15 protein-coding genes are annotated in these 17,733 nt (G+C 68.3%); 9 read left to right on the top strand and 6 right to left on the bottom strand.

Annotated elements, in window-relative coordinates; all coding sequences use genetic code 11:
- Positions 1-24: 24 nt before the first annotated feature.
- On the bottom strand, positions 25-798 hold the full coding sequence (locus CRT23_RS12615; RefSeq protein WP_103709980.1) for a MotA/TolQ/ExbB proton channel family protein: 774 nt from the start codon (positions 796-798) through the stop codon (positions 25-27).
- 237 nt (positions 799-1,035) lie between these two features.
- Here CRT23_RS12615 and CRT23_RS12610 point away from each other — a divergent pair, with 237 nt between their 5' ends.
- Positions 1,036-2,811, top strand: coding sequence for a glucan ABC transporter ATP-binding protein/ permease (locus CRT23_RS12610; RefSeq protein ID WP_103709979.1), 1,776 nt, complete (start codon positions 1,036-1,038; stop codon positions 2,809-2,811).
- Between the two features lie 167 nt (positions 2,812-2,978).
- On the opposite strand, the gene CRT23_RS12605 is transcribed toward CRT23_RS12610, so the two are convergent.
- Together CRT23_RS12605 and CRT23_RS12600 are read right to left on the bottom strand one after the other, a co-directional pair.
- On the bottom strand, positions 2,979-3,800 hold the full coding sequence (locus CRT23_RS12605) for a transglutaminase family protein (RefSeq protein ID WP_103709978.1): 822 nt from the start codon (positions 3,798-3,800) through the stop codon (positions 2,979-2,981).
- A 133-nt stretch (positions 3,801-3,933) separates the two neighbouring features.
- Positions 3,934-4,818 (bottom strand): YihY/virulence factor BrkB family protein, encoded by an 885-nt coding sequence (locus CRT23_RS12600; protein WP_055950316.1) that lies wholly within the window; start codon positions 4,816-4,818, stop codon positions 3,934-3,936.
- A 144-nt stretch (positions 4,819-4,962) separates the two neighbouring features.
- Between CRT23_RS12600 and CRT23_RS12595 the strand changes: the two genes are divergently transcribed.
- A complete protein-coding gene (locus CRT23_RS12595) occupies positions 4,963-5,835 on the top strand; it encodes a DMT family transporter (RefSeq protein WP_103709977.1) in 873 nt (290 codons plus the stop codon).
- Between the two features lie 211 nt (positions 5,836-6,046).
- Complete coding sequence (locus CRT23_RS12590; protein WP_103709976.1) at positions 6,047-7,729, top strand: acyl-CoA dehydrogenase family protein; 1,683 nt, start codon at positions 6,047-6,049, stop codon at positions 7,727-7,729.
- A gap of 106 nt (positions 7,730-7,835) precedes the next feature.
- Here CRT23_RS12590 and CRT23_RS12585 read toward each other — a convergent pair whose 3' ends face one another.
- Complete coding sequence (locus tag CRT23_RS12585) at positions 7,836-8,018, bottom strand: hypothetical protein (RefSeq protein ID WP_055950325.1); 183 nt, start codon at positions 8,016-8,018, stop codon at positions 7,836-7,838.
- A gap of 103 nt (positions 8,019-8,121) precedes the next feature.
- A complete protein-coding gene (locus CRT23_RS12580) occupies positions 8,122-9,396 on the bottom strand; it encodes a glycosyltransferase family 4 protein (protein WP_103709975.1) in 1,275 nt (424 codons plus the stop codon).
- Between the two features lie 142 nt (positions 9,397-9,538).
- Between CRT23_RS12580 and CRT23_RS12575 the strand changes: the two genes are divergently transcribed.
- The 5 genes from CRT23_RS12575 (at position 9,539) to CRT23_RS12555 (ending at position 15,360) form a co-directional block, all read left to right on the top strand.
- Positions 9,539-10,792, top strand: a complete 1,254-nt coding sequence (locus CRT23_RS12575) for a glycosyltransferase (RefSeq protein WP_103709974.1) — start codon at positions 9,539-9,541, stop codon at positions 10,790-10,792.
- A gap of 127 nt (positions 10,793-10,919) precedes the next feature.
- Entirely contained in the window at positions 10,920-11,282 is a 363-nt protein-coding gene (locus CRT23_RS12570) for a phasin (RefSeq protein ID WP_103709973.1), read from the top strand.
- A gap of 330 nt (positions 11,283-11,612) precedes the next feature.
- Positions 11,613-12,359, top strand: coding sequence for a hypothetical protein (locus CRT23_RS12565; protein ID WP_103709972.1), 747 nt, complete (start codon positions 11,613-11,615; stop codon positions 12,357-12,359).
- Positions 12,360-12,495: 136 nt separating this feature from the next.
- Positions 12,496-13,959, top strand: a complete 1,464-nt coding sequence (locus tag CRT23_RS12560; RefSeq protein WP_103710032.1) for a Do family serine endopeptidase — start codon at positions 12,496-12,498, stop codon at positions 13,957-13,959.
- 84 nt (positions 13,960-14,043) lie between these two features.
- Positions 14,044-15,360, top strand: a complete 1,317-nt coding sequence (locus CRT23_RS12555; RefSeq protein WP_103709971.1) for a replication-associated recombination protein A — start codon at positions 14,044-14,046, stop codon at positions 15,358-15,360.
- Between the two features lie 52 nt (positions 15,361-15,412).
- Here CRT23_RS12555 and CRT23_RS12550 read toward each other — a convergent pair whose 3' ends face one another.
- Positions 15,413-15,775 (bottom strand): hypothetical protein, encoded by a 363-nt coding sequence (locus CRT23_RS12550; protein ID WP_146056372.1) that lies wholly within the window; start codon positions 15,773-15,775, stop codon positions 15,413-15,415.
- Between the two features lie 328 nt (positions 15,776-16,103).
- Between CRT23_RS12550 and CRT23_RS12545 the strand changes: the two genes are divergently transcribed.
- A complete protein-coding gene (locus tag CRT23_RS12545) occupies positions 16,104-17,606 on the top strand; it encodes a carboxypeptidase M32 (RefSeq protein ID WP_103709969.1) in 1,503 nt (500 codons plus the stop codon).
- Positions 17,607-17,733: the final 127 nt, after the last annotated feature.

Genomic DNA, 17,733 nt, shown 5'->3' with positions numbered 1-17,733 from the left:
CGCGCGTGATGTGGGTGGACGCCATTACGCCGGCTCGGCCACGAGTTCGTCGCGGTGGTTGTGCGGCAGATAAGCGATCAGCATCTCGCGCACCAGTGACGAGCTCTTGGCGTCGCGGATCAGGAGGATCCCGTCGATGATGAGTGAGCGCGACACATCCTCCTCCTCCAGCTTCACGTGGAGTTTGTCGGCAAGCGGCAGGGTGATCATGTTGGCAATCAAGGCACCGTAGAGCGTGGCGAGGAGGGCGGTCGCCATGGCCGGGCCGAGCTTCGAGGGGTCGGACATGTTGGCGAACATCGTCACCATGCCTAGGATGGTTCCGATCATGCCCCAGGCGGGGGCGCAGTCTCCGAAGGCACGGTAGATCTTCGAGCCTTCGTCGAGGTGCATCAGGAAGTTGTCGCGGTCGCGCTCCATCGTGTCCCGAATGAACTCGCGGTCATAGCCATCGGCGATGTAGCGCGCGCCCTGGGCCAGGAAGGGATCGGAGATCTCCATGTTCTCCAGAGCCATCAGCCCGGATTTCCGCACCACATCAGCGATCTTGGTGATCTCCTCAATGAGGTCGCGGGGCTTGATGGCGCGCATTGAGAAGGCATAGCGCAAGCCCATCGGCAGCCCGTGCATCATCGTCGAAAAGGGAAAGCGCATCATGGTGGCGGCGGTGGCCCCACCGAAGATCACGATGACGGCGTGCTTATCGAAATAGGCGGCGAAGTTGCCGCCATCGATCATGATCAGGACGAAGACGACGCCGAAGCCGCCGACGAGGCCGATACCGGTTGCGAGATCCATGATCACTCGAGCCTGGGCGGCTGCCCGCATGCCGCGTTGGCGCCACAGGACGAGGCGCCGTCCCCACCGTTACGGATTCAGGTTGAACGAACCGTAAAAACCCTGGCCAAACGCTACGCGATCGCGTCATGCACCGTTCAGGGAGGCCACGACATAAGGCACGGAGCGCCAAAGGTTTGGCCGCCTCTGCCGGGAAGCGTCGTCGCAACCTGGTCCGGCATCGGAGCATACGGTATCATGTCGTTGGTTCGTCTCTACGCGCGAGTCATGGGTCTTCTGGGCACCGACCGCCGCTTGGCCGCTGTCCTGGCCTGCGCGAACGTGGCCCTGGCGGTGGCAGCCTTTGCCGAGCCGCTGCTGATGGGCCGCATCATCGACCAGCTGACGCATCTCAAGAGCAGCACCAGCGCCTTCACCACGCTGGCGCCGCTGATCGGCGCCTGGGTGGGCTTCGGCCTATTCACGATCGCGGCCGGCGTGACGATCGCGCTGCATGCGGACCGGCTTGCCCACCGTAACCGCTTGTCGGCCATGGCGAATTACTTCGAGCACGTGTTGGAACTGCCGCTGGCGTTCCACTCGTCGAACCATTCGGGTCGCGTTCTCAAGGCGATGCTGGAGGGCTCGAATGGCATGTTCTGGCTCTGGCTCGGCTTCTTCCGTGATCACTTCGTGGCCTTTGTCTCGCTCATCGTCCTCCTGCCGATGACCCTGTTCGTGAACTGGCAGCTCGGCTCGATCCTCGTGGTGCTCGTCCTGGCGTTCACGGCCCTGACCACGATGGTCATGCGTCGCACCGAGACCCTCCAGGGGCGGGTCGAGGCCTATCAGTCGGGTCTGGCCGAACACGCCTCGGATGCCCTCGGCAACGTCGCGGTCATCCAGTCCTTCACGCGCGCTAAGGCCGAGAAGGACGCGATGCACGACATCATCCGCAACCTGCTCGCTGCGCAGATCCCGGTCCTGTCTTGGTGGGCGCTTGCAAACGTGGCCACGCGCGCCTCGGCGACTCTGACGATGACCGCGATCTTCATCACCGGCATCGCCCTGCATCAGCACGGTCAGGCCAGCGTCGGGGAGGTCGTAGCCTTCATGAGCCTTGCGACCATGCTGGTTTCACGTCTTGACCAAGTTGCCACCTGCATCAACGGCCTGTTTCAGCAGATGCCCAAGATCGACGAGTTCTTCGAGATCCTTGACACGACGCCGGCGGTACATGACCGCCCGGGCGCCCAGCAGGTCGCGCGGTTCGACGGCGAAGTGGCTTTCGAAGGTGTCGGCTTCTCCTACAACGCCCGCCGCAAGGCCTTGGAGGATGTCTCCTTCATCGCGCGGGCCGGCGAAACCGTCGCTCTCGTCGGCACCACCGGGTCGGGAAAGTCGACGACGCTCGGCCTTCTCCACCGCGCTTTCGACCCCGACCACGGCGCAATCCGCATCGATGGCACCGATATCCGCGACATCGGCCTGTCGTCGCTGCGCCACAACATCGGAGTGGTGTTCCAGGAGCCGATGCTGTTCGCCCGCTCGATCCGCGAGAACCTGCAGGTCGGCCGCCCCGACGCCACCGATGCCGAGATGCTCGACGCCCTCGAGCGGGCTCAGGCCAGCGAATTCATGGCTCGCCAAGCGGATGGTCTCGACACGGTGATTGGCGAGCGCGGACGCTCGCTCTCTGGCGGCGAGCGCCAGCGCCTCTCGATCGCCCGCGCGCTCCTGAAGAACCCGCCGGTGCTGATCCTCGACGAGGCTACATCCGCCCTTGATGCCACCACCGAGCGCAAGCTGCAGGGTGCCTTGGAGGCCGTGATGGAGGGCCGCACCACCTTCGTCATCGCCCACCGTCTGGCAACGATCCGTAACGCCGACCGTATCCTCGTCTTCCACGAGGGCCGGATCGTCGAATCGGGTAGCTTCGACGATCTCGTCACGCAGAACGGACGTTTTGCCGATCTCGCCCGAGCTCAGTTCATGGCGAGCGCCGAGCCGGAGGGTATGCCGCTCGCGGCCTGATCCACGCGACGCAGGTCGACAAGAGAAGCCCTCATCCGGCACTCGGGTGAGGGCTTTTTTTAAAACAAGGTCTTCGGCAAAGACTTGGAGGAGATAGACCCACGCCGCCATTGTGACCGGACGGCTATCAGGTACGGTCCGATGACCACCCAATCCGGTGCAGGCGATCAATCCGCCGCAGACAACGCCGCATCTTCCGCCCAGACCCGGAATTTTGTCAGGCGGTTCGATCCGAAGGTGTGGGTCAGGGGTACGTCCGCCGCATCGCGCCCGCGTGCCACCAGGATCCGGCCCCGACGAGGGGCATTGTTGCGCGGATCGAAGACGTGCCAGCCGCCGCCGAGGTAGACCTCAGTCCAGGCGGCAAAATCGCCTGGAGCATGCGGTTCAGGCTCTCCGATGAAGCTGAGATAGCCAGTGCAGTAGCGCGTCGGGATATTCAGGGCCCGGCAAAAGGCGACGAACAGGTGGGCATAGTCGCGACATACACCGCGCCGACTCGCGAAGGCGTCGGCAGCGGTGCGGTCGACATGGGCATACCCGTAGCCGAAGGTGATGTGGTCGTGGACGAAGTCGCAGATCGCCTGCACGCGCGACCAGCCGGGGTCAAGGTCGCCGAACAGTCCCCAGGCCTCGTTCGAAAGCAGGTCAGATTCGCAATAGCGGCTCGCCACGAGGAACGGCAAAGCCTCTTCTGGCAGATCCTCGACCGCGTGCTCCTCGGCTTCCGGCACGACTGGATCCAGGGTGCCGTCGTCCTCAGTTTCGGCATGAACGCTGAGGGTCAGGGCGCCGCCGGGAGCTACGAAGCGCACGGTCCGGTTACCGAAGACATCTCGGAAGGTCCGCAGGGGCAGCGGCGGATCGAGGGTGAGCACGTCCGGCGGTACGGCAGCCAAGCCGTTCGACGGATAGGAGTTCAGGCGGGCGATCACGGGCGTCGGCTGAGGGAAGTCATAGCCCATCTCGCAACCGAACCTAATTCGCATCGAAGCTCCCCCGGGCCGCCCGCAGCGCCGCCGCCTGCGCCCTCACTGCCCGCGCTCGGACCGAGACACTAGGCCGCCAGGGTCACAGACGGATGTCATCGCGCGCCCTGCGCGCAGATGAAGCAGTGCAGGTTCAGAGCCCTCGGGCCCGCGCCTGCTTCTCCTGCATCCGCGCCTGAAGCCGCACGCGCCGCGCTGCAATGACGGTGCCATTGATCTCACCGCCGAACAGGAACATCGCGGCAAGCCAATAGAGGAACACGAGGAACACCATCGCGGTGGCAAGGCCACCATAGGTGGAGGCGTAGGCGTTGGAGAAGCGGTCGAGGTAGTAGCCGAACCCGAGGCCGGCCAGGAACCACAGCAGCAACGTCACCGCGATTCCAGGGACCACTGCCAAGACGGAGCGGCGCCCTGTCGCCACAAACTTATGAGCGATCACCAGCACGGTGAGGAGCAGGAAAGCCGTGATACCGATCCGTCCGATCGCGACGGTCAAGCTGAGGGGCTCGAGCCCCGGCGCCACGTTGATGACTTTGCGCCAGATCAGAGGGCCCAGCACTACAAGGAGCGCAAAGGCCAGCATCGCGAAGGCGCCGCAGACGACGTAACCGATAGATTCGAGACGCGTCAGCCACCAGGGCCGCACCTCGCGCAGGCCGTAGGCGCGATTCAGCCCGACGCGCAGGCTCTCCACACCCGAGGATGAGAAGTACAGCGCCAAAAGCGCGCCGAGAGTGAGCACGCCGCCGCGTTGCTCGGTCAGCACCCGGTGCACCTCGTTGACGATGGGTTTGGCCACCTCGCGCGGCCAGGCATCAAAGATGAGGACGCTGGCTTCGTCGGCGAGCGATTTCGTCCCGAACAGGCCGGCCAAGGCCGCGAGCAGGATCAGAAACGGAAACAGCGCGGTCAGACTCGAGAGAGCGATGTGGCTGGCGATGGCCCAGCCGTCATGGGCGACGAAGCGCAGGGCGGCGACGCCTGCGATCTCGAAAGGCTTGCGGAGACGTCTCACGGGGCTGGGGGTCGTCCTCGAGCGGGGCAGGCGGGTAGGCGCGTCTTCTAAACGCAACGCAGCCTGTTCGCGCAACGTACCGTGCGTGACCCAGCGCCGTACCCGCTTGAATTCGACGCGGCCGTGTGATGCGTGGCTGCCATCATGCCCGCTCCCGCTCCGTTCCTCGTTCCCGCCCTGTTCGTTCTGATCTGGGCGACCGGCTTCGTCGCGGCCCGCTTCGTGGCTCCCCATGCCGAGGCCTTCACCTTCGTGGCAATCCGCGTGGTCGCAGTCGCGCTCGTGCTGGGGGGCCTCGCTCTAGTGCTCCGCGCACGCTGGCCGCGTGGCCGAACCGGCTGGCTCCATGCCGCGTTTGCGGGCGTGTTGATGCAGGGGATCTACGTCATCGGCGTGTTCTGGTCGGTGCAGCATGGTTTGCCGGCGGGCATCGCCGCCCTGGTGGGCAGCTTTCAGCCCCTGTTGACCGCGACCCTGGCGGGGCCCGCCCTCGGAGAGCCCGTGAGCCGGCGACGTTGGTTTGGCATCGCGACCGGTTTCGCCGGTGCGCTCTTCGTCCTGTTGCCGAAGATCGGCGCATCAGATTCGGCCGGCATCCCGGTCGCGGCTCTGGCTGCCTGCCTCTTCGCGATGGCGGCGATGACGGGTGGCACCCTCTTGCAGAAGCGATACGGGGCCGGAGGGGACCTCCTCAGCAACGCCGCCATCCAGTTCGTGGGGGCCGCTCTCCTCGCCGTACCGGTCGCCCTCATCTTCGGCACCGGTGGCTTCGATGCGTCCACCTCCCTGTGGCTCGGCCTCGCTTGGTCGGTCCTCGTCAACTCCGTCGGAGGTATCCTGCTGCTGCTCTTCCTGATCCGTCGCGGCGCGGTGGCGGGGGTCGCCGCGCTGCTGTTCCTCGTCCCGCCAGTCTCAGCGGCGATGGCCTACGCACTGTTCGGCGAGGCACTTGCCCCGATCCAGATGGGCGGCATGGTCATCGCGACCCTGGGCGTCGCGCTCGCCAGCCAAGGGTGATCGACGGGTTCGGAGATCAACTTTTTCTTTGAGAAACATCTCAATAAAATTCATCATCGCTCGAATAGCAAAGAGAAATCACGGCTTTTCAGCTTGGCGCATAATGCATTCAGGCGGGATAGTGCCGCAGTGCGGCGAGACGCCTCTACAGGCGCAGCAAACCTGCCTATAATGAACTGCAAAGCCCCATTCCTTTGCCAGCGAGCTTACCATGTCAGCCTCCCCCGTCGTCTCGACCGAACCGCAGGATCTCGTGACCATGGCCCGTGATGCGGCCGAGGCCGCGAAGGGTCTTGTCGCCGAGGCCACGCGGCGCGTGCGCGCCACGATCCTGTCGGACGAGGGCAAGATCTCGGCCGAGAAGATGGAGATGCAGCAGCACGCCACGCATGGCCTCGCCTGGATCGCAACCTACGCCGAGGGCGTGCGTGAGCTCGGGGCCTACGCCCAGCGCCTCACGGAGAGCGGGGAGTTCGGCGAGACCGAGAGCCTCTTGGTCCGGATCGGCCTCGGCGAGTACCTCGATCAGATGTTCTCCGGTATCCCGATGAGCCAGGGCGAGATGGTGCGACCCACCGGCTCCCTGGGCCTGGGCGCGCGCGAGGTCGCCAAGTTCCGTACCGAGGCGGTGGAGACCCTGATCGCCGAAGGCAACACCCCCGAGAACCGCGCTGCCCTCGTGGCCCGCATCCGCGACAATGGCGGCGCGGCCACCATCGGCAAGTCCGGCCTCGACGAGGACATGGAAGCGATCCGCTCCGAAATGCGCCGCTTCGGCCTTGCCGAGGTCGTGCCACATGCTCACGAGTGGCACAGCCAGAACGCCTACATACCGATGGAGATCGTCACCAAGATGGCCGAGCTCGGCGTCTTCGGCCTGACGATTCCCGAGGAGTACGGCGGCATGGGCCTGCCGAAGATCTCGATGTGCGTGGTCTCCGAGGAATTGTCGCGCGCCTATATCGGTGTCGGTTCCCTCGGAACTCGGTCGGAGATCGCCGCCGAGCTGATCCTGTGCGGCGGCACCGAGGAGCAGAAGCACCGCTTCCTGCCCGGCATCGCTTCAGGCGACACCCTGCCCACCGCCGTGTTCACCGAGCCGAACACCGGCTCCGATCTCGCGAGCCTGCGCACCAAGGCCGTCAGGGACGGCGATGTCTGGAAGATTTCGGGCAACAAGACCTGGATCACACACCCGGTGCGCGCCGACATCATGACCTGCCTCGTGCGCACCAAGCCGGAGGAGAAGGGCCACAAGGGCCTGTCGCTCCTCATCGCCGAGAAGCCGCGCGGCACCGATGCCGAGCCGTTCCCGGTCCAGGGGCTGTCCGGCGGCGAGATCCACGTGCTCGGCTACCGCGGCATGAAGGAATACGAGCTCGCCTTCGACAATTTCGAGGTCCCGGCTGCCAACCTGCTCGGCGAGGTCGAGGGCAAGGGCTTCGCCCAGCTGATGCAGACCTTCGAATCGGCGCGTATCCAGACGGCAGCCCGCGCCATCGGCGTGGCGCAGAACGCCCTCGACCTCGGCCTGCGCTACGCCGAGGAGCGGGTGCAGTTCGGCAAGGCCCTGATCAACTTCCCCCGCGTGGCCGACAAGATCGCCATGATGGCGGTGGAGATCAACATCGCCCGGCAGCTGACCTACTTCTCGGCTCGGGAGAAGGACGAGGGCAAGCGCTGCGACCTCGAGGCCGGCATGGCCAAGCTCTTGGGCGCCCGTGTCGCCTGGGCGGCGGCCGACAATGCCCTGCAGATTCATGGTGGTAACGGCTTCGCGCTGGAATACGCGGTGAGCCGCGTGCTCTGCGACGCGCGCATCCTGTCGATCTTCGAGGGGGCCGCCGAGATCCAGGCCCAGGTCATCGCGCGCCGCCTGCTCGAAGCCGCCTGAGCCGCGAGGACCGGCACCGCGTTGCGAGGCCGATGACGCGGGACCGCCGGGGCGATCCGATCGCCCCGGCGGTCTGGTATTCAAACAGGGTGTCGTCGAGGTCGCGCTACTTCGTGATCTTGACCGACACGGGGTCGCTCGACGGGAAGGTCTCCTCCAGGGCCTCATCGAGGCGCTCGTCGAGTTCGCCCTTCTGATTCTCGGGACGGTTCCTGTCGGATCCTTTCGGGGCTGCCTGACCCGTGGTGGAGATGATGTCGGTCTCCGGCGTCTTCTGGTGATCGGCCATCCTGGGCACTCCTTCGGTTCGTAGGTCCGCGCCTGCGTCGGCACATCGTCCGGGACAACGCCGCGGGCGCGTCCGGTTTCCATGGACGCGCCGGGATCCTCCCTCAGGGGGCTGCCGGGATCTGCGTCCGGGTCGTGGCCCGGTCGGGGCGGGCGGGCGCCGTCCGGGCCTCCCGCAGGACGAAGTCGTAGACCTGCATCAGGCGGTCGAGATGCGCATCCGACGTCAGGGGTGAGGCCCAGTAGCGTTCGTATGCCGCCCGGCTCATGCGCTCGGCGAGCGCATCGTCGGAGAGCCGGACGAGGTGCGCGGCGAGGGAATCCGGGTCACCCGAGCGGAACCAGAAGCCGGTCTCGCCATCCTCCACCGCTTCCCGGCCGGCGCAGGCATCGCTGACGATCACGGGCGCGCCGCAGGCCAGGGCCTCGTACACCGTGAGGGGCTGGCCCTCGTACCAGACGCTGGGAAAGATCAGGGCTCGGGCCCGTCGCATCAGGGCCTGGACGCCGGCCTCGTCGCGCCAGCCCAGCATCGCCGCCTCCGGATACCGGGCCGAGAGATCGGCGCGGGCCGGCCCGTCCCCGACGAAGACCGGCCGGATTCCGGCGCGGCGGGCCGCCTCGGCGAAGATCGGCGCGCCCTTCTCGGTGGAGATGCGCCCGACGAACAGGAATTCGCCCGGCGGCCCCGAGCGGAGAGGGGCCTTGTCCACCGCGATGGGGTTGTCGACCCGGTGGAAGCGGGTCGCGCTGGGAAGATGCGGGGCGACCACCCGTTCCTGCAGGGCGCTGAGCGTGACGATGTGCGGGAACAACGCCTTGAGGCCGGCCACATGCTCGAGGCCGAGGTGGCGCACCACCCGCAGCAGCTTGCGCGGGTAGCTGCGGGCATCGCAGTTCGTGCTCAGGCAGCCCAGGGACATCGGCGTGCGGTGGCAGATCCGGGCGGCCGGATACTCGTAGAAGCCGCCATTCGGGCAGACGAGGAAGAACTCGTGCATCGTGTAGAGCAGCGCCAGACCGGACGCCGCGAGGCTGCGCCCGATCGAGGGCGAGAGCGCCTTGGCGAAGGCATGGACGTGGACGACGGTGTCGCGCGGGTCGAGGCCCTGCAACGCCGTGGCCAGGCGCCGGGCGGCCGGACGGTTCCAGATCGCCTGGGCGGCGAAGGCGAGCTTGTTCGTCGTCGTGCCGATATCGTCCTGACCGAGGCAGATCACCCGGATTCCGGCCGCCTCCAAACGCGGATCGGCGGGACCGACCGCGGCGAACACCGTGACGCTGTGGCCCCGCGCGCGCAGGCCGAGCGCGGAATCCAGGGCCACCTTGGCCTGTCCGCCATTGATGAAGGCATGGTCCACGACGAGGACGAGGTGCATGGTGGACAGTCCCGGCCAACGACGAGGTCTTCGCCGATCTTTACCGAACGTACGTTGATCGCCGGTAAATCCGATCTCTTGCGGTGGTCGTCGGACGAACCGCTTCGAATTCCTCGGGCATCGACACAGTCTCGGACCTCACATGCAGATCGTCGTGTTGGCGGAGTTCGCGGTGGCGAGCGGCGGCGCCGAGAAGGTGGCCGTCGAATCGGCACGCGGCCTCGCCGAGGCCGGACTCGACGTGACCTACATCCAGGCCATCGACGGTCCGGTGGATGCCCTGCTGGCGCATCCCCGCATCCGTCGAATCGGCCTGGGCAACACCGACATCTGGCAGCGTCCGACGCATCGCGCCGCGCTCACCGGGCTCTGGGACGCGGAGGCCGCGGCCCGTCTCGGAGCCGCCCTCGACGCGTTGCCGGTGCGGCCGGACCTGATCCATCTCCATCAATGGACGCGCAGCCTGTCGCCGAGCGTCTTCCCGGCCCTGTTCGCGCGCAACCTGCCCGTCGTCACGACCCTGCACGACTACTTTCTCGCCTGCCCGAACGGCGTCTATTATCGCTTCGATCAGGCAGAACCCTGCGCGCTGAAGCCGCTCTCGGCCGCCTGCATCGCAGCGCCCTGCGACGGCCGGAGCCGGCTCCACAAGCTGGTCCGCGTCGGACGCTCGGTCTCCCTGCGCGCCGCCCTGAAGCGCCGGCGTCTCGACGTCATTCATGTCTGCGACGCGAGCGTGGCGCGCATGGGGGCGCTCCTAGAGGGCCTTTCGGTCACCCATCACCGGGTCGACAACCCGGTGGGCGTCACGAAGCAGGGGCCGGCCGATCCGGCCCGGGGCGATGCCCTGGCCTATGTCGGCCGCCTGACCCGCGAGAAGGGCGTCGACCTCGTCGCGGACGCCGCCCAGGCCGCCGGGCTTCCGGCCCTGTTCGTCGGCACCGGTCCCCTGGAGAACGAACTTTGTGGGCGCCCCGGGGTCGAACTCGTCGGCTGGCAGACACCGGAGGCGGTCTGGGCGCTGCTGCGCCGCCGGGCCCGGGCGATCGCTGCGCCGTCACGCTGGTACGAGACCGGGCCGCTGACGGTCTACGAATCCCTGGCCCACGGCATCCCGGTCCTGGCCTCGAACCGCTCCGGCGCTTCCGAGAAAGTCCTCGATGGGGTGAACGGTTATTCCGTTTCTCCGGAGCCTGAGGCCTGGGCGCGGGCTGCCGCCACGCTCCACGACGACGCCCTTACGGCCCGTCTCGGCGCCGCCGCGCATGCCCGCTACTGGGCGAGCCCGATGACGCTCGGGGCTCACAGCGATGCGCTGATCGCGGTCTACGAGCGCATCCTCGCGACGCGGGCCGTCGCGCCGGAGCACGCGCGGGCCATCGCCCCGGCGGCTTGAAGACGGCGCCGAAACTTGGCAAAATTCTGCAACTTTCGAGATCCGTGATCTTGACGCAGATGTTGCACCGCAACATAAGTCTCTCGCACTGCATTGAATGAGTCGATGCACAGTGGAGAGAAGCCAGATGAACGGTCAGACCTTCGAGATCCCCGCCGAGATGCGCGCTTTCGCCGAGAAGGGCGTCGATCAGGCCCGTACGGCCGTGAGCAGCTTCATCGGAACGGCCGTCAAGACGGCCGAGCAGATGCAGACCACGTCGAAGTCGGTGCAGGAATCCTTGCAGACCGTCGTCGCGAAGGGTCTCGACCAGGTTCAGGAGAACGCCGCCGCGACGTTCGACTTCGCGCAGAAGCTGGTCCGGACCCGCGACGTCCGCGAGGCGATGGCGTTGCAGGCCGAATTCATCCGCAGCCAGATCGCCAACCTGCAGGCGCAGGCCAAGGATCTGGGCGCCGTGGCCCAGAACACCCTTCGCCCCTCGGCCTGAGCCCGGCCTCGGACTCGCGACCCGCGGACGTCGCCGTCCGCATTGTTGGGATTCGCGGACGTCACCGTCCGCATCGCGGGAATCCGCGGACGTCGCCGTCCGCATTACGGGAACCCGCGGACGTCACCGTCCGCATCGCGGGGCGCCGGCCGTGTGCGCGGCGCCCCGCAGACATCCCGCCGATTCGGGCTATTCTTCCCCTGACGTCGTTCGTCCCCCGAAGCGGCAAGGAGACACAAAGCCATGGCCAGACGGCGCAGAACGCCCTCCAAAGCTCAGGACCGAGCCGGAACGCTGCCGCAGACCGCGGCCAGCCAGGAAGATGGGCCGATGAACACCGACATCGCACAGGCTGTCGCGGTTGGTGATCCGAAGGAGTCATCGGGACCGGAATCCTCGGGACAGGAATCCTCGGGACAGGACTTCTCGGGACAGGACTTCTCGCAGACGGAATCCCCGGGATCGGAACACGGGCGGAACGTCCATGACGCGCTCCTCGAAGGTGTGTCCCCGGGCGCGCTGGCGACGGCGAGCGACAGCGATGGCGAGCCATCCCCCGTCGTGACCGCGTCCGCTCCGGCCGCGACCGAGACCCCGGACCGCGTCGCGGATCTCACCGTGGTCCCGGAGGAGACGGCGGGACCGGCCGCGGGCGTGCGGGAAACGCTCGAGGCCGCGACCGACGCCGTCGAAACCGTCGTTCAGACCCTGCCCGCGACCATGGCCGAGCCCCTGCCGGCGGCGATGTCCACCCGCGAAGGCTCCCCGGCTTCGTTCGGCACGAGCGCCGAACGCGCCCTGTCGCCACGGATCTCCGAGGGGCGGATCTCCGGGGTGCGGATCTCCGGGGTGATGGGCGAACTCGGTGAGGTGAACACCACCGTGCTCAGCTACCTGCGCGGCGAGGGCGCCGCGGCTCTGGCCCACTGGCAGGCCCTCTCGGGGGCCAAGAATCCGGCTGATGCCATCCGCCTCCAGGTCAGCGAGATGCAGCGCGCGGCCGACGCGTCGCTCAGCTGCTTCGCGGCCCTCGCCAGGCGCGCCAGCCGGTTCACCGGCACGATCGGCCGGCGCTGACACATCCGGCGCCGGCGCCCCTCGCGCCGGCGGCCCGACCCGTCTAGATATCCCGGAATCCGTCGCGGCGCCGTCCCAGACCGGGGCAGGGCGCCGCGCCCTCGTTCCGGGAGTTTCCATGCCGCGCACGTCCCTCATGCCGCGCACCCTCCTTCTGCTCGTCCCGCTGCTGACCGCGACGCTCGCCGCCGTGCCTGCCACGGCGCAGATGATGAAGTCGCCGGCGGTCCCCGAGCCAGGCACGCCCGACAAGGTCGTCCCCCTCGCCAAGGGCCAGGTGCAGCTCTCCTTCGCTCCCGTGGTGAAGCGGGCCGCCCCCTCCGTGGTGAACGTCTACGCCTCGCACGTGGACACGCGGGGCCAGAGCCGCAGCGCCATGGACGAGTTCATGCGGCGCTTCTTCGGCGACAATGGCGGGGGCCGCGGGCGCGGCGGCGCGCCGGGCGAACGCGCCCAGAAGTCCCTCGGCTCCGGGGTGATCGTCGATGAATCCGGCCTCGTCATCACCAACAACCACGTCATCGAGAACATGAACGAGGTGCGCATCGCGCTCGCCGACCGGCGCGAGTTCGAGGCCACCATCGTGCTGCGCGACCCCCGCACCGATCTCGCCGTGGTCAAGATCAAGAGCCCGTCCGGCGGGCTGATCCCGATGGCCTTCGGCGATTCCGAGTCCCTCGAGGTCGGCGACTTCGTGATGGCGATCGGCAACCCGTTCGGGGTCGGCCAGACGGTGACGCAGGGCATCGTCTCGGCGCTGGCGCGCACGCAGGTCGGCTCCTCCGACTATCAGTTCTTCATCCAGACCGATGCGGCCATCAATCCGGGCAATTCCGGTGGTGCTCTGGTCAACCTCCAGGGCCAGCTGGTCGGGATCAACACCGCGATCTACTCGCAATCGGGCGGCAGCCACGGCATCGGCTTCGCCATTCCCGCCAGCATGGTCCGCGCCGTGGTGGAAACCGCCAAGGGTGGCGCCACCGCCGTGCGGCGCCCCTGGCTCGGCGCGCGCGTGCAGAGCGTGACGCCCGATATCGCCGAGAGCATGGGCCTCGATCATCCCACCGGCGTGCTGGTGGCCAGCCTCCAGGCCAAGAGCCCGGCGGAGGAGGCCGGCCTCAAGCGCGGCGACCTCATCCTCACGGTGGACGGCAAGAGCGTCGACGACCCGGAAGCCTTCGGCTACCGCTTCGCCCTGAAGGGGCTCAGCGGCCAGACCCAGTTCGGCATCCTGCGCGGCACCGGGCGCTCCACCGTCTCGGTGAAGCTCAGCCCCGCGCCGGAGACGCGTCCGCGCGAGACCCTCAAGGTGCGGACCCGCTCGCCCTTCCTGGGCGCCACCCTGATGAACACGTCACCCGCCGTGGCGGAGGAGCTGCAGGCCGATTTCCCCGCGGACGGCGTCGCCGTCGCCAGCGTCGACGAGGGCTCGATCGCCGCGCGGGCCGGCCTGCAGAAGGGTGACATGATCGTGGCCATCAACGGCATGCCCGTCGCCACCACGAAGGACCTCGAGCGGATCACCCGCAACAGCCTCAACATGTGGGAGGTCTCGATCAACCGCGGCGGCGAGGTCATGACCTCGATGTTCGGGGGCTGAAGGCCTAGCCGACAGCCTAGTCGACAGGGGAGGCCGTGATTTTTCCGGTTGCGGGCGACGGATACCCGCGTCTTTGATGCGCCGATGTCCGATCTGTTCGCCTCGGCCGGCTTGGCAAACGCCGCCCCCCGCCCCCTCGCCGATGCCCTGCGTCCGAAAACCCTGGCGGAGGTCGTCGGGCAGGAGCACCTGACCGGGCCCGACGGGGCCCTGACCCGGCTCCTCAACGCCCGCTCCTTCGGCTCGCTGGTGTTCTGGGGCCCCCCGGGCACCGGCAAGACCACCGTGGCGCGGCTGCTGGCGCACGAGACCGACCTGCATTTCGAGCAGATCTCGGCGATCTTCTCGGGCATCGCCGAACTGCGGAAGGTGTTCGACGCAGCGCGCGGGCGCCGGGCCATGGGGCGGGGCACCCTGCTCTTCGTCGACGAGATCCACCGGTTCAACCGGGCGCAGCTCGACGCCTTCCTGCCCGTGATGGAGGACGGCACGGTGACGCTGGTCGGCGCCACCACGGAGAACCCCTCCTTCGAGCTGAACGCCGCACTCCTGTCGCGCGCCCGCGTCCTCCTGTTCCGCGCGCTCGACGACGCGGCCATCGCCAAGCTGCTGCTGCGGGCGGAGGCCCTGACCGGGCAACCGCTTCCCCTCGACGCGGAGGCGCGGGGCGTTCTGGTCCGCATGGCCGACGGGGACGGGCGCGCCGCGCTGACCCTGGCCGAGGAGGTCTGGCGCTCGGCCAAGCCCGGCGAGATCTTCGATGCCGAACAGCTGCAGGCGATCATCCAGCGGCGGGCGCCGATCTACGACAAGTCGCAGGAGGGGCACTACAACCTCATCAGCGCCCTGCATAAGACGGTGCGCGGCTCCGACCCGGACGCGGCGCTCTACTATCTCTGCCGGATGCTCGATGGCGGCGAGGACCGCCTGTTCATCGCCCGCCGCCTCGTGCGCATGGCGGTGGAGGATATCGGGCTGGCCGACCCGCAGGCCCTGGTGGTGGCGACCGCCGCCAAGGACGCCTTCGACTTCCTCGGCTCGCCGGAGGGGGAACTGGCGCTCGCCCAGGTGACGGTCTACCTCGCCTGCGCCCCGAAATCGAACGCGGTCTACAACGCCTACAAGGCCGCGACGCGGATCGCGAAGGAACACGGCTCGCTGCCGCCGCCCCGCACCATCCTCAACGGCTCGACGAAGCTGATGCGGAAGATCGGCTATGGCGAGGGCTATCGCTACGATCACGACGAGCCCGACGCCTTCTCGGGCCAGGATTACTGGCCGGAAAAGCTCGGGCGCCAGCGTTTCTACGCGCCCACGGATCGCGGCATGGAGCAGCGCTACACCGAGCGGCTGGCCCATTGGGAGGCCTTGCGCCGGCAGCGACGCACCGACGAGGCCTGACCCTCCCGTCCTGCCCGCCGAAGGTCCGCGAACCGCGCGCGCCGGCGGGAGCCTAGTCGTCCGCGCCGAGGCGGAGATGAAAGCCGTCGCGGATGGCGCTCGGGACCGGTCCGGTGAACTCCGCCGCCTCGCCCAGGCGCAGGGCGAAGGCCGCCTCGTTGGTCAGGAGCGGCGTCGCGGCGACGGGCGGCATCGCCTGCGCCAGACAGGTGCCGAGGCCGATGGCCGCGGCGACCTGCGCGCCGATCCAGGGAAGGAGCTTGCGGAGGAGGGGATTGGGCTGCGACCCGGTGGTGGTTGCGTCCAGATTCGCCGGCAGCGTGACCAAGGTCGCCCCGGGGACCGCGCCGTTCGGCGCCAGCGGGAATTCGCTGAAGTCGAACACAGCGGAGTCGTGGCTCTGCGGAAAGGGCAAGGTATCCATATCGCTCAGACTGGATCGATTCCGCTAACATCGTCTTAACTGCTTCGACCCGCGGCGAATCTGCACCGGCGCGCAAGAAAGCAAATCTCGCGAGAGACAAGTCTTGCGAGGACCAAGTCTTGCGGGGTGTGCGCTGCCCAGCGCCGGTCGGGCCTCGGGACGAGGCGATCGCGCGCGCCGGCCTTGCAACCTGAGGGCCGCCATGGTGGGATTCGCGCCGCGGGCCGTCCGGCGCGTGACGCCCCAGACCCGTTTTCCCGCGGCCGGCCGGCACCGTGTCGTGCCCGCGCCGCGATCCGACAGGACCCTTCGAGCCAGCATGCAGGCCTACGCGATCCTCTCCGCCCGCTTCGCGCGCCTCGGCGCCCTCGGTGACGCCGCAGGGCTTCTCCACTGGGACCGCCAGACGCTGATGCCCGCCGGTGCGGCCGAGATGCGGGCCGAGCAGCTCGCACACCTCGCGGTCATCGGCCACGAGATCCTGACGGCCGCCGAGACCGGCGACCTGATCGCCCGGTCCCTCGACGACGCCGCGAGCCTCGGGCCGTGGGAACGGGCGAACCTGCGTGAGATGCGCCGGGCCTATCTCCACGCCGCCGCGGTCCCGGCCGATCTCGTCGCCGCGAGCTCGAAGGCGTCCTCGCACTCGGGCATGATCTGGCGCGAGGCGCGGGCGCGCGCCGATTTCGCGATGCTGGCGCCGGCACTGGGCGAGACCCTGCGCCTGCAGCGGGAGGTCGGCGTGGCGAAGGGCTCCGCCCTCGGCCTCGATCCGTACGATGCCCTCCTCGACGGCTACGATCCCGGGATGCGCCGCGGGACGATCGACCCGCTGTTCGCCCAGCTGCGCGCCGCGTTGCCGGACCTGATCGCGGCGGCCCACGCGCGCCAGGCGCGGGAGCCGGCCCCGCTGCCGCTGACCGGCCCATTTCCAGTGGCGGGTCAGAAGGCGGTCGGCGAACGGCTGATGCGCGCCGTCGGCTTCGATTTCGAGCGGGGCAGGCTCGATGTCAGCCTTCACCCCTTCTGCGGCGGCGCCACGGACGATGTGCGGATCACCACCCGCTACGATGACGCCGATGCCACCAGCGCCCTGATGGGCGTGCTGCACGAGACCGGCCACGCCCTCTACGAACAGGGCCTGCCCGCCGCGTGGCATCACCAGCCGGTGGGGACCGCCCGCGGCATGACCCTGCATGAGAGCCAGTCTCTGCTGGTGGAGATGCAGGCCTGCCGCTCGGAGGCGTTCTGCGCCTATCTCGCGCCGATCCTGGCGGAGGCCTTCGGCCGGGAAGGCCCCGCCTGGAGCGCCCGGAACCTGTACCGGTGCTACACGCGGGTGGCGCCGGGCTTCATCCGGGTGGATGCGGACGAGGTCACCTATCCGGCCCACATCCTCCTGCGCTACGCCCTCGAGACCGCGATGATCGCGGGCGATCTCGCCGTCTCCGACCTGCCCGGCGCCTTCAACGACGGCCTTCACGATCTCCTCGGCCTCACCGTCCCCGACGACCGGCAGGGCTGCCTCCAGGACATCCACTGGCCGAGCGGAAGCTTCGGCTACTTCCCGACCTACACCCTCGGCGCGATGGCGGCGGCGCAGCTGTTCCGCGCGGCGCGGGAACAGGTGCCGAGCGTCCCGGCCGATCTGACCCGCGGCGATTTCACGGCCCTGCGCGGTTGGCTGCGCGACGCCGTCCACGCCCGCGGGTCCCTGCTCGAGACCGATGACCTGCTCATCGCCGCCACCGGCAAACCCCTCGGCGCGCAAGACTTCATGGATCACCTGCGGCTCCGGTATCTCGGCGAGGGGGCGGTCTGAGGATCCGCACCGCCGCTGCCGGCTGCCCGAACGCGTGGCGATCTCGCGGGGGTCGAAAAGTCGGGCGGTCCAAGAGTCGGGCGGTCGAAAAGTCGCGCGGTCCAACCGTTGCAGCGCGCCGCGATCC

The organism is Methylobacterium sp. V23, assembly GCF_002917135.1.
GTDB lineage: Bacteria > Pseudomonadota > Alphaproteobacteria > Rhizobiales > Beijerinckiaceae > Methylobacterium.
Note: the sequence above shows the minus strand (reverse complement) of the source record. Positions and strands in the feature narration are given on the sequence as shown.

What these genes read in the sequence shown, in the direction of transcription:
- CRT23_RS12605 (WP_103709978.1), bottom strand. Translation starts at nt 3,800, where the DNA reads ATGCGAATTAGGTTCGGTTGCGAGATGGGCTATGACTTCCCTCAGCCG.
- CRT23_RS12560 (WP_103710032.1), top strand. Translation starts at nt 12,496, where the DNA reads ATGCCGCGCACCCTCCTTCTGCTCGTCCCGCTGCTGACCGCGACGCTC.
- CRT23_RS12615 (WP_103709980.1), bottom strand. Translation starts at nt 798, where the DNA reads ATGGATCTCGCAACCGGTATCGGCCTCGTCGGCGGCTTCGGCGTCGTC.
- CRT23_RS12585 (WP_055950325.1), bottom strand. Translation starts at nt 8,018, where the DNA reads ATGGCCGATCACCAGAAGACGCCGGAGACCGACATCATCTCCACCACG.
- CRT23_RS12610 (WP_103709979.1), top strand. Translation starts at nt 1,036, where the DNA reads ATGTCGTTGGTTCGTCTCTACGCGCGAGTCATGGGTCTTCTGGGCACC.
- CRT23_RS12590 (WP_103709976.1), top strand. Translation starts at nt 6,047, where the DNA reads ATGTCAGCCTCCCCCGTCGTCTCGACCGAACCGCAGGATCTCGTGACC.
- CRT23_RS12570 (WP_103709973.1), top strand. Translation starts at nt 10,920, where the DNA reads ATGAACGGTCAGACCTTCGAGATCCCCGCCGAGATGCGCGCTTTCGCC.
- CRT23_RS12595 (WP_103709977.1), top strand. Translation starts at nt 4,963, where the DNA reads ATGCCCGCTCCCGCTCCGTTCCTCGTTCCCGCCCTGTTCGTTCTGATC.
- CRT23_RS12580 (WP_103709975.1), bottom strand. Translation starts at nt 9,396, where the DNA reads ATGCACCTCGTCCTCGTCGTGGACCATGCCTTCATCAATGGCGGACAG.
- CRT23_RS12565 (WP_103709972.1), top strand. Translation starts at nt 11,613, where the DNA reads ATGAACACCGACATCGCACAGGCTGTCGCGGTTGGTGATCCGAAGGAG.
- CRT23_RS12575 (WP_103709974.1), top strand. Translation starts at nt 9,539, where the DNA reads ATGCAGATCGTCGTGTTGGCGGAGTTCGCGGTGGCGAGCGGCGGCGCC.
- CRT23_RS12545 (WP_103709969.1), top strand. Translation starts at nt 16,104, where the DNA reads ATGCAGGCCTACGCGATCCTCTCCGCCCGCTTCGCGCGCCTCGGCGCC.
- CRT23_RS12555 (WP_103709971.1), top strand. Translation starts at nt 14,044, where the DNA reads ATGTCCGATCTGTTCGCCTCGGCCGGCTTGGCAAACGCCGCCCCCCGC.